Raw genomic sequence first — 12,424 nt, 5'->3', positions numbered from 1 at the left:
GTCAAAAGTTTGAACTGTGACTCAAATTCAGTGGGAACTTATTCGTAACAAGGTATTGCACCTCATCCTCGCCTTTGGTATAAAAATAGCGCGCTAGCAAATAACGCAGAAGCTCGCGGCAAGCGAGCCCTGAAAGACCATATCTTCGGCCCCACAGCATTGCTGTGGGGTTTTTTATTGTACTGCCGTCCCAATACACCACAATATTCCCCCTCCACCCTCGGTTCTTTTGGACTAGGTCAAAAAAAACATTGATCAACTGCCCTTCCATTACTTAAATTTGAATCAATAGGATCGCAGAACAAGAGGGACAGGCTATGTTAACCAGACTCCAGAATGCGGTAGAACAGTGGGGGGGAAAGAACACACTCATTGACCAGTGGCTGAACAATCGGCGTCAGTTGCTGATTCACTACTGCCAACTGGCTAACCTGCCTCCCTACGACAGTGCCCCCCACCTGCCTGACCCCGATGGCGTCCATCACTTCTGCAACCTGCTGGTCGACTACGTCTCCGAAGGCCACTTCGAGGTCTACGATCAGGTGGTCTCCGAGTGCGAAAAGCACGGCGAGGAGTGTCGCCAACTGGCCAGCCGTATCGTCCCCCAGATCGCCAAGAGCACCGACGTCGCCCTGGACTTCAATGACAAGTTTGGCGTGCCCTTCGACGAAGACGATGAGCGCATGATGGAGCTGGATGAGTCTCTCTCCCGCCTGGGCCAGGCGATGGAGGAGCGCTTCGCCTTCGAAGACAAATTACTCGATACCCTGCACCGTCACTACAGCGAAGAGCTCCAGCCCCAACCCTGACGCAGCGACTTCGCCAACTGATTGAGTTGGGTCTTAGCCTGTCGACCCAAATAAGAAAAGCCCCGCATCTCGCGGGGCTTTTTGTCGTCCAGAGTGTTGGGGCTACACCGCAGTCTGGATAATCACCTCGCCAGCCGGCTTGGTGTAGTGCTCCATCTTGTGGAAGTTCAGATAGCGGTAGGTGTCCGCCGCCTGAGCATCGATCGCCCTGGCGTACTCCTGGTACTCCTCGACGTTGGGCAGTTTACCCAGGATGGACGCCACCGCCGCCAACTCCGCGGAGGCCAGGAACACATTGGCTCCGGTACCCAGACGGTTGGGGAAGTTACGGGTGGAGGTGGAAACCACGGACGCACCGTCGGCCACCCGGGCCTGGTTACCCATACACAGGGAACAGCCGGGCTGCTCGGTTCGAGCACCCACACGGCCGTAGATGCCATAGTAACCTTCATCGATCAGCTGCTGCTGATCCATCTTGGTTGGCGGCGCCACCCACAGACGGGTAGGCAGAGCACCCTTGTGCTTATCCAGCAGCTTACCGGCGGCGCGGAAGTGACCGATGTTGGTCATACAGGAGCCGATAAACACCTCGTCGATGCTTTCACCCTGAACCTCGGACAGCAGGCGAGCGTCGTCAGGATCGTTAGGTGCACACAGGATCGGCTGGTTGATCTGGGCCAGATCGATCTCGATCACCTCGCAGTACTCGGCATCGGCATCCGCTTCCATCAGCTCTGGGTTGGCCAGCCACTTTTCCATCGCCTGGATGCGGCGCTCGATGGTACGACGGTCGCCGTAGCCCTCGGCAATCATCCACTTCAGCATCACGATGTTGGACTGTAGGTACTCGGCCACAGACTCTTCGGACAGCTTAATGGTACACCCGGCGGCGGAGCGCTCGGCAGAGGCGTCGGACAGCTCGAACGCCTGCTCCACGGTGAGGTGGTCCAGACCCTCGATCTCCAGAACGCGACCGGAGAAGATGTTCTTCTTGCCCTGCTTCTCTACGGTCAGCAACCCCTGCTGAATGGCGTAGTAGGGGATGGCGTGCACCAGGTCGCGCAGGGTGATGCCAGGCTGCATCTCTCCCTTGAAGCGCACCAGCACGGATTCAGGCATATCCAGAGGCATCACACCGGTCGCGGCGGCAAAGGCCACCAGGCCAGATCCTGCGGGGAAGGAGATCCCCAGAGGGAAACGGGTGTGGGAGTCACCACCGGTACCCACGGTATCGGGCAACAGCATGCGGTTCAGCCAGGAGTGGATCACACCGTCACCGGGACGCAGAGAGATGCCGCCGCGGTTCATGATGAAGTCAGGCAGGGTGGCGTGGGTGGTCACATCCACCGGCTTGGGATAGGCGGAGGTGTGGCAGAAGGACTGCATGGTCAGGTCGGCAGAGAAGCCCAGGCAGGCCAGGTCCTTCAGCTCGTCACGGGTCATGGGGCCGGTGGTGTCCTGGGAACCCACGGTGGTCATCTTGGGCTCACAGTATTGACCGGGGCGAACGCCGGTGACACCACAGGCCTTACCGACCATCTTCTGGGCCAGGGTGTAACCCTTGCCACTGTCGACCACATCGGCGGGACGACGGAACACCTCACTGGTGCCCAGCTCCAGGGCTTCGCGGGCACGATCAGTCAGGCCGCGGCCGATGATCAGCGGAATACGACCGCCGGCACGCACTTCATCCAGCAGCACGTCGGTCTTAAGCTCGAAACGACACAGCTCTTCGCCGCTGTCGGCATTCTTGGCCACGCCCTCATAGGGGTAGATTTCGATGACATCACCCATGTTCATCTTGCTGACATCCAGCTCGATGGGCAGGGCGCCGGCGTCTTCCATGGTGTTGAAGAAGATGGGCGCAATCTTGCCGCCCAGGCAGTAGCCACCGCCGCGCTTGTTGGGCACATTGGGGATGTCGTCGCCCATAAACCACAGCACGGAGTTGGTGGCGGATTTACGGGAGGAGCCGGTACCCACGACGTCGCCCACATAGGCAACGGGGTGACCCTTCTCCTTCAGCGCCTCGATGGTGCTGATGGGGCCAATCTCGCCGTTCTTGTCCGGAGTAATACCGTCACGGGCAGTCTTCAGCATCGCCAGGGCGTGCAGCGGGATGTCCGGACGGGACCAGGCATCGGGAGCAGGAGACAGGTCATCGGTGTTGGTTTCGCCACTCACCTTGAACACGGTCAGGGTGATCTTCTCAGCCAGTGCAGGCTTGGACAGGAACCACTCCGCTTCAGCCCAGGAGTGCACTACCTGCTTAGCAAAGTCATTGCCGGCGTTCATCTTCTCGACCACATCGTGGAAGGCGTCAAACATCAGCAGGGTGTGGGACAGGGCCTTGGCGGCCAGAGGCGCCAGCTCGGCGTCATCCAACAGGGCAATCAGCGGCTCGATGTTGTAACCGCCCTGCATGGTGCCCAGCAATTCAGTGGCACGCGCCTTGCTCATCAGCGGGCTGGAGGTTTCACCACGGGCAACGGCGGTCAGGAAGCTGGCCTTCACATAGGCGGCTTCATCTACCCCGGGCGGGATGCGGTTTTCCAGCAGATCGACCAGGATCTCCTCTTCACCGGCGGGGGGATTCTTCAGCAGCTCCACCAGAGCAGCGGTCTGCTCCGCGTCCAGGGGCTTGGGAGCGATACCTTGGGTTGCGCGTTCGGCGACGTGTTCACGGTAGGCTTCTAGCACGGCAAAATTCCTCTTTTACTGGCAGGCTTACAACGAAGCTGCTCGTCCTGTTGTTGATTCCGGGTTCTGGGTCACTGCGTCAGATCACAGCGCACTCCGGTTATGGGTGGCGTTTTGGTTCCATTTTGTGATGAATGCCACACGTTTCTGGCTGTGGGCAGTATATCTGAATTAAAACGGAAGTTTAAATTGCAACCGCTCCGATGAGCCGGTTTTTTGGACTAAAGTTGAAGAAAGTGAAGCTGGGCGGCACCCAGGACAGGCGCCGCCGCGTTGGATCACAAAATGGGATCCAGATCTTGAACAGTGGTCAGTCCAGGCTGGACCAGTACCGGGGTGTAATGCTGGTAGAAGGTGAAATCCTGCTCTTCGGTCTCATGACTCTCGGGCAGATCGAAGTTGGACACACAGCTGTAGCCGATGCTGTAGGTTCCCTCACCAATGAAGCCAAACTCATAACGGTACTCTCCGCTGGCCTCATCCAGAGTGATATCGGCAGTGGCGACAGGCGCCACCAGGGACGAACCATCCGGGTATCCGGCGTCCCCCACCAGATCGCCCATGGTGGTGCGATCCCGCTCTCCGGCAAACAGGTAAGCCACGTGACTGAACTCGGACACATCCAACAGGGAAGTCATGTCTGCCTCACACGCCTCTCTCTGCACCTCATCGAGCACCCCGGCGATGTTGCCGGCACCGGCCTCATTCACCAGTTGTACTGCGGTGGGTTTGATGAACATCCCCTCCTGGCCCTGTGGGTCAACCAGCCCCTGGCGCAGATTAAACTCCGCCACAAAATTGTTGATGCCGGTATTGATGGTGAAAGGCTGATTGAAGAAGATGCGCCCCGCCGCCTGGGTATTGCCCTGCACTCCCTGACAGCTGCCTTTACTGTTCACTCTCAGGGGAACCACCCCCTGATCCTGGGTATTCACGTAGGACAGTTGCTGGCTGCCATCCCCATCCAGGGCATAGAGGCACATGGTGTACTCGCCCACGGCCAGAGTCTGGCTGTTCACCAGGGTGGCACTGTTGCTGCCGGTGTAATCCAGCAGGTCGACACTGTCCGGGCCGCCTTCACTCAGATCGATCTGTATGGGATCGCCACCGTCCTGGGGCACCAGTACCACTTCGTTGAAGAACAGCACCACCTCGTCCGCCTGCTCCACCGGAGCGTCGGACACCGCCAGGGAGAACTGGCCGGTTTGAGGAGAGGAGGAGCCGCTGCTGCCACCGCAACCGGCGACAAGCAACGCCAAACTGATGATGGAAAGGGGTTTGATCATAGGGTCACCATTTAAAAATAGGCTACACTGCCCAGCCCATTAGGGCAGGCAATAATATTGATATCACGTGGAATGCCTTAACCTTAGTCAAAGCTGAAAGCCTTGCAAGGGGCCCAGTCGCAAGTGAGAGGAATCAAGATGGTCAAAGGGGTCGTGTTCGATATGGACGGTGTGCTGGTGGACTCCGAACCATTCTGGCAACTGGCTGAAATGGAGGTATTTCCTCAACATGGTGTCCCCATCACCCTGGAAGACACATTAAAAACCCAGGGATTGAGAATTGATCATGTGGTTCAGTTCTGGTTCAGCCGCCACCCCTGGCAAGGCGCCACGCCCAGGCAGGTGGAGCAACAGATTCTCGATGCCATGGTCAAGGTGATTCAGGATAAGGGGCAGCCCATGACCGGGGTGCTGACAACCCTGGATACCCTGCATCAGGCGGGTATTCCCATGGCGGTGGCCACCTCCTCCCCCCACCTCCTGATGGAAGCCACCCTGGAGAAGCTGGCCATCGGCCACTACTTCCGGGCGACCTGCTCAGCCGAACATCTGCCCCTGGGCAAGCCCCACCCCCAGGTCTACCTCGACGCGGTCGATGCCTTGAACCTTCATGCCACAGAGTGTCTCGCCATCGAGGACTCCTTCAATGGCCTGCTGGCGGCCAAGGCCGCCAGGATGCACACCCTGGCGATCCCCGATGCCGACCACAGGGGCGATCCCAGGTATGTGATTGCCGATCGGCAGTATCTCAGCCTGGAGGAGTTCTCCCTGGAACACTGGCTGTAAGCCCAATAGAACCAATAGGGGCACCCGAAGGTGCCCCTTGTTGATCCGGCTCCCCGATTAAAACCGCTTGCCCAGGAACAGATAGAGGCTGGAGTCGCCGCTGTCTGCCATGCCCCAGGCGATGGCCGCAGGACCCAACTTGGTTTCTGCGCCAATAAACAGGCTGCCGGCGTAGATAAGATCGTCCCAGTCCGCCTCTTCCCGGGTCAGCCACACGTTACCCGCCTCGGCAGAGAAGCCCAGGTAGAGCGGCCAGGTGATACCCAACACACCCTTACTCAAATCATAGGTATACACACCGGCAATCAACCCCTTGTGGCTCCCCAGCAGGGAGTCACGGTAGAAGCCTGACAGGTTCAGGAAGCCCCCCAGGGAGGTGAAGTGAACGAAGCTGATGCCATCGCTGTCGATGGTCTCTAGTTCACTCTTGACGAAGAAGCTGTGCTGGTCCCAGTTGGTGGCGCCGGTCCACTCCAGGTGGTAGACCAGGGACTCCTGCTTATTGGTGGGCAGGCCATCGAAGGCCAGTTTCGAACGCTCATCGATGTGGGATACGCTTACCAGCAACCGGTTCCCCTGAGTCGGGAACATGGCGCCATCCAGGGTATCGTAGCCGAAGCTCACCATGGCACCGTGGAACTCATAATCCCCCAGTTTACTAAATACGAGCGCGTGCTCATCATTGACCTCACCAGACTCATACTGATACCCAAGCTCCAGCTGAGCGGCCAGCCCCAGGTTGATCCCCAGTCCCGCCATCCAGTTGTCCCGCTTACGCTCAATGCTGCGGAAAGGGAAATCCGCCGTGGGTGAAATCCGCTCCCAGCGCTCCTGTTGCGCCTCAAACTGGGCCCGACCATACCAACGGCCATTGGCGTCCAGGGGCAGATAAAACTCGCTGCTGATGCGGCGGTTGGTCCCCAGGGACAGCTCGTTTCGCCACTGGCCGTGGAGGCTGGTGATGTTGTTCATGGTGAAGGCGATGTCCAGGTTGGAGGTGGTTGGATTATCGAAGTCATCCTCAAACCTCAGCCCCAGCTCAAACAGATGGGGCCCCCAGCTCTTACCGTCGGTGTCCACCACCAGCACCCGCCCCTCTGCCCGCTCCTGAATGTAGGCGTCCACTCGTTCAAACTCGTCGAGGGCATAGACACGGGCAATGGCCTCCTCAATCTCATCCTGGGCCAGGGGTTGTCCGGGTTTGACCCCCAGGGCAGTGAGAATCCGGGTCTCTCCCACCCAGGAGTCGTTATCCAACTCGATGGCCACCAGCTCTCCCGCCCCCTTATCCTCCCAGAAGCCGCGCAACGCCTGCTTCTGAGCCAGGTAACCGGCATAGCGGGCTTCTGGTAGAGAAAGTGCCCTGAGCTGTTCCAGCTTGGTTCGGGCCGCGGCTTCCCCCCTGGGAATCATCTGTGGCATCAGATCAAAGTCCGAGGTCCCCACACCGTCGATCTCCGGCACCAGCAGGATATCCCGCTCGCCCATCAGTGCCACCTGCTGGTCCCGGGTGAGGTTGGTCAGGTAGCCGGTCAGTTGATCAACGATATCAAACACCGACTTGAGCTCATCCTTGCCCTTGAGGGGAGTACCGATGTCCACCGCAATCACGATGTCCGCCCCCATCGCCTTGACCACGGATACGGGCAGGTTGTTGGCCATGCCGCCATCCACCAACATATGGCCATTGATCTCTATGGGCGCCAAGGCACCGGGTACCGTCATGCTGGCCTGCATCGCCAGCACCAGATTCCCGCTCTCCAGCACCACTTCGCTGCGATCGGTGAGATCCGTGGCAACGGTGCGCAGGGGGATGGGCAGGTCATCGAAGTGGCCCACTTCCGGGATGTTGCCCACTGAGCGGCGAATCAAGGAGCGCATGGTCTGCCCCTGCAGCGCCCCCTTTGGAAACCGCAGCTCTCCCGAGCGGTACCCCATCTGAATCCCCAATGGGAAGTCATCCCGTTGCTGCTTATCACGATAGGAGAGGTCCTCCCGAGGGATCTCGTCATCGAAGCCGGTATTGAAATCCATGGAGAGCAGGATCGCTTCAATTTCGTCGGCGCTGTACCCCAGGGCATAGAGGCCGGCCACATAGGAGCCCATGGAGGTCCCGGCAATGTAATCCACCGGAATCCGGTTTTGCTCCAGCACCCTAAGCACACCGATGTGGGCAGCTCCCTTGGCGCCCCCCCCGGAGAGAACCACGCCCACAGAGGGTCGTTCGGAAGCCTGCAACCAAAGCGGCAGGAGCAGCAGTAAAGCCAGCAATGTGCGTAACATAGATCCCTCTAGGGCGCCTTTATCTTGGATGATGGAGTTGTGTCAGAGAATAGCAGAAGGCTATCAAGGAGTTTGGCAGGAGGTACAGTGACTTTGCATAAAAAACAATGATGCCTCCCCGGGCTGTTGCCTGCACCTTGGCCGGTCTCAGGCGCAATCAACAGCTCGTGGAGGCGACCATCTCAGGATGATGCCACCAGCAGTTCATGTTCACTCGGAGCCCAGTTTGCCAACCACTGGCGACACTGTGAAGAGGGCATGGGCCGGGCGAAGTGATAGCCCTGCACCAGATGACAGCCCTGACTGCGCAGGAACGCCAGTTGGTCAGGGGTCTCCACCCCCTCCGCCACCACGTCCAGCTCCAGGTTACGGCCCAGGTCGAGAATACTGCAGGTGATCGCCCGGTTGGCCTTATTTTCCAGCATGGACTGAATAAAGGAGCGATCGATCTTCAGGCTGTTCACCGCAAACTGGCTCAGGTAGGAGAGCGATGAGTAGCCGGTCCCAAAGTCATCCACCGCCACAGAGATCCCCAGCTCCCTCAGGGCCAGGAGGTGCGCCTGGGCCAGGTTCACCTGTCTCATCAGCACCCCTTCGGTGATCTCCAGACACAGCTGCTCCGGCGGAATGCCGGTACTCTGCAGCACCGACTGGATGAACTCCACATAGTCGAACTGACGGAAGTGGCTGGCCGAGACGTTGATGGAAAGCTTGAGGTCCTGGTTTTCCGGCCAGGACATGAACTCCCGACAGGCGTTCTCCAGCATCCAGCGGTCCAGGCGGATGATCAGGCCGCTGGACTCCGCCAGCTCGATAAAGAGATCCGGCGCCACCGGGCTGCCGTCCTCCCGATTCCAGCGCATCAGGGCCTCGACACCACACACCGAGTTGTCGGTGACATCCAACTGGGGCTGGTAGTGGATCGCCAGCTTGTCCTGCTCCAGGGCCTGACGCAGCTCATTTTCCATCTCCAGCTGGTAGGTGGCCTGGGCATCCCGCTCACGGGTGTAGAAGCAGGCGCGTCCCCGCCCCTCCTCCTTGGCGTGGTACATGGCCAGGTCGGCGTTCTTCAGCAGCTCCTCGGCCTGGCTGCCATCCTCGGGATAGAGGGCGATACCGATGCTCACCGACAGGTAAAGCACCTGCTGCTGCACCTGGATAGGTTCGGACAACAGGCTGAGGATCCGCTCCGCCAAGGCTTCCACCTGGAGCCTGTGGCTGAAGTCTCGAACGATGATGACAAACTCGTCACCGCCAAAGCGGCAGACGGTGCCGCTGCCCCCTACTACGGAAGTGAGCAGGCGGCTGACTTCCACCAGCAGGGCATCCCCGGTGCCGTGGCCGAAGGTATCGTTGATGTGCTTGAACCTGTCCAGGTCCAGGAACAGCAGGGCCAGGGGCTGATCCGGTGATTCCTGCATCCGGGCCCGGATCTGCTGATCAAACTGGGAACGGTTAGGCAACCCGGTAACCAGGTCATAGTTGGCCAGCTTCTGAAGCGCCACCTCCTGTTTCTTGCGCTCAGAGATGTCGGAGAAGAGCACCACCAGGTAGTCGCCACCGCTGTCCAGGGACATATGGCTGAGGTTAAGCCAGACCGGCACCTGGCCGCGGCCACGGCGGCGCATCTGAGCTTCGCCACTCCAACGCCGCTGGTGCTTCATCTCCGTGAGAATCCCCGCCTCGGTCAGCAGGGTATCGCACAGGCTCACCCCTTCCAGCGCCCCCTTGGGGTACCCGAGGATCGCCAGAGCAGAGGGGTTGTGCGCGGTCACATTGTACTCCGCGTCCAGAATCATCATCCCCTCGGTGGTGTTCTCCATGGCATGGGCATAGAGGGTGTGCAGGTGAGCCATTTTGCGCACCTTGGTCCGGTCGGCGTACACCCCGGCCACCAACAGCGCCTGGCCGGTATCGGGATCCCGCTCGATCACGGTTCCTGTGACCCACAACCAGCGCCATTCACCGATGGGACTGATGGCACGAAACTCCACATTGATCCGCTCCTGGCCCCCTGTCAACAACTGCTTCCAGGCCTGAACCACCGGCTGCAAGTCCTGACGGTGCAGGGTCATTCCCACCCGGGGAATGCGCATGGGTCTGTTGGTGCGGGACAGGGTGGTCTGGCGGTTTTCCACATAGAAGCTGTCGCTCTTGGCGTCCCACTCCCAGATGTCTGATCCGCCCCCCTGCAGCGCCAGCTGCAGTCTGTGCTGGCTCTGTCGCAGCGCCTGGTTGATGCGACGCTGTCGGCGCAATTGGTTGCGCCAGTTCACCGCGGTGACAAACAACATCAGGATGGTGACCGTCAGGAACAGCAGCTGCATCCCCTGCCTGGCCCACCAGTGTTGCTCGACCTTGAAGTTGAGCCTCAGTGGCTGCTCCTGCCAGACGCCGTCAAATTCACCATACACCAGCAGGGAGTGGTTGCCCGGCGGCAGGCGCGACAGGGTGATGCTGGACTCACCATCCAGCTCGGTCAGGCTGCTGGGCTTGCCATCGAACACCAGTTGATAGCGGAAGTGAACCGCCGGACCGGTAATGAGATTGGTGGTGCCCAGGTTGATGTTCACCAACTCGAAGTTGGGGCGAATCACCATCTTCTGACTCTGGGGGATCAGGAACAGCTCGCTGCCCTCCTCATACTGCACCTTAACCGACTCCAACTGCACGCTGTTGCTGCTGCTGGCCTCGGAGATGTGCATGGGGTCCACCCGAAGCAGTCCGGTAGTGGTCCCGATTACCAGGGTGTCATCGGCCAAACGGTAAGCGGCGCCCTCATTGAGCTCGGTATTAAACAGGCCACCGTCATTGCCCACACTGGTGATGGAACCGGTATCCCTGCGGTAGCGGGCCAACACCTGAGGACAGCCAATCACCGCCCCCTCATCGGTGGGTTGGATAAAATAGGGGGTGGTGCAGTTGAAGCGCCACTGCTCGTTCATACGGAACGCCAGCTGGAGGCCAATATCCACCTCCAGGATCCCCTCGCCGAAACTGCCCACCAGCAGTTTGTCCGGCGCCACCTGAGCCATGGGGCCGAAATGGTAGTCTGAAGGGTCGCCGGGCAGCCAATTCAGGGCAGACTCCAATCGCCTGTCCATCAGGTGGTAGCGGCCAAACAGCTGCTTGCCCCCCAGCCACACCTCGTTACCCAGATCCAGGATGTTGCGCACCTCCATCAGAGGCTCGCCATCATCCAGAATCAGCTCCAGAGTGCGACCTTCGGTATCAAACAGGTAGAGCCCCATGTCGGTGGCCAGCCACACCCGGCCTGGGCCCTCGGTCAGAGTCAGAATCACCCGGTTGCTCAGGTCAGGCAGACCGTCATCGCCGGTGGCGATCCTGTGGCCCATACCCAGCTCCCTGTCCACCATAAACAAGCCCTTGGTGGTGCCCACCAGAAGCTCAGTGTCCGAGATGGGCAGAGCACTGAACGCCGCGTCCAGGGCATCCAGGCCCTCCAGCAGCAGGGGCTTGACCGTCCGCCCAACCAGGTCCACCTCATCTACCCCTTGATCGTGGGAGACGAACAATTGACCCGGGGTGCCGCTGAACCCCCACACCAGGTCCGCGCCGATGGCGGGCGAGGTGTGAGTAGAGAGACGATCCAGCACATAATCTTCCGGCGGGGACAGGGCAGCAATGCCGGCGCTGATGGTGGCCACCCAGAGGTTGTCGCTGTCGTCCAGTTCGAGCTTGTGCATACTGGCCGCCACATCGAACAGCTCTTCGCTGCGACCCATGGCGGTCACTTTCAGATCCTGACCATCGATGCGGAACAGCCCCAGGGTGGTTACCACCCACAGGTTGCCCTTGCTGTCCTGCTGGATGTCACGCACCGAGCGTCCCACGGGGTCGATGCGGATGAAATTCTGACCCTGGCGCAGATAGAGGCCCCGAGTGGAGGTCAGCCACAGCCGACCCTGGCGATCGGAAAACAGGGTAGTGAGGTTGCCCCGCTCCTTGGGCCAGGAAGCCGACTCCAGCACCTCCCCCTCCATGGAGAAGGTGATCAACTGGTTGCGGGTGCCGGTGACCAGGGTGTCGCGGTGGTGGACCAGGCCTTGAAAGAAATGTTTTTGAGCACCGATCACCGACAGCAGGGTGGCCTGCTCCTGGGCCATATCAAACCGATAAAGCTGACCCAAGTCGTTCAGCACCCAAAAGAGATGCCCTTCCGCCTCGGTCAGGGCGGTAGAGCCCCCGCGCTGATAGCCGGTAAAGCTGTCACGGCCAAGCAGAGAGACCTGGTTGTGGGCCTCATCGAGCAGAAACAGATCGTGCTCACTGGAGACCAGCACCAGGCTGTTTGGCAGGGCGCGGACCCTGGTCAGGGTGAAATCCGGCAGAAGTACGGTGTCAGAGAGGCGATCGAGACGACGAACCTTGTGGCTGGCGATGCGGTAGAGGCCATCATGGGTAGTCACCCACAACTGTCCCCGTTCGCTGAAGGCCATATCCGTTACAGAGTTGGAAACGAAACCGGATTGGTGATCGAATACGCGGCTCTGGAAGCCGTAAACCGGTAAAACTTGTCCCAACAACAGGACCAATAGC

General features: G+C 59.7%; 6 protein-coding genes. 2 read left to right on the top strand and 4 right to left on the bottom strand.

Translation table 11 applies throughout. From position 1 onward, the window contains the following. Positions 1 to 317: 317 nt before the first annotated feature. On the top strand, positions 318 to 809 hold the full coding sequence (rsd, locus tag ACN0RV_RS01960; protein ID WP_286340550.1) for a sigma D regulator: 492 nt from the start codon (positions 318 to 320) through the stop codon (positions 807 to 809). 102 nt (positions 810 to 911) lie between these two features. Here rsd and acnB read toward each other — a convergent pair whose 3' ends face one another. Then, positions 912 to 3,509 (bottom strand): bifunctional aconitate hydratase 2/2-methylisocitrate dehydratase, encoded by a 2,598-nt coding sequence (gene acnB, locus ACN0RV_RS01955; RefSeq protein ID WP_417345072.1) that lies wholly within the window; start codon positions 3,507 to 3,509, stop codon positions 912 to 914. 278 nt (positions 3,510 to 3,787) lie between these two features. Next, on the bottom strand, positions 3,788 to 4,795 hold the full coding sequence (locus tag ACN0RV_RS01950) for a DUF4382 domain-containing protein (RefSeq protein ID WP_417345070.1): 1,008 nt from the start codon (positions 4,793 to 4,795) through the stop codon (positions 3,788 to 3,790). Positions 4,796 to 4,933: 138 nt separating this feature from the next. Here ACN0RV_RS01950 and hxpB point away from each other — a divergent pair, with 138 nt between their 5' ends. Continuing rightward, positions 4,934 to 5,581 carry a hexitol phosphatase HxpB gene (hxpB, locus tag ACN0RV_RS01945; protein ID WP_417345068.1) on the top strand — a complete coding sequence of 216 codons (648 nt, stop codon included), beginning with the start codon at positions 4,934 to 4,936 and terminating at the stop codon, positions 5,579 to 5,581. Between the two features lie 57 nt (positions 5,582 to 5,638). Here hxpB and ACN0RV_RS01940 read toward each other — a convergent pair whose 3' ends face one another. Both ACN0RV_RS01940 and ACN0RV_RS01935 read right to left on the bottom strand, forming a co-directional pair. Next, complete coding sequence (locus ACN0RV_RS01940) at positions 5,639 to 7,864, bottom strand: patatin-like phospholipase family protein (protein WP_417345066.1); 2,226 nt, start codon at positions 7,862 to 7,864, stop codon at positions 5,639 to 5,641. Between the two features lie 182 nt (positions 7,865 to 8,046). Next, positions 8,047 to 12,408, bottom strand: coding sequence for an EAL domain-containing protein (locus ACN0RV_RS01935; protein ID WP_417345065.1), 4,362 nt, complete (start codon positions 12,406 to 12,408; stop codon positions 8,047 to 8,049). Positions 12,409 to 12,424: the final 16 nt, after the last annotated feature.

This window comes from Ferrimonas sp., assembly GCF_048263965.1.
GTDB lineage: Bacteria > Pseudomonadota > Gammaproteobacteria > Enterobacterales > Shewanellaceae > Ferrimonas.
This window is presented reverse-complemented; position numbering and strand designations above follow the sequence as displayed.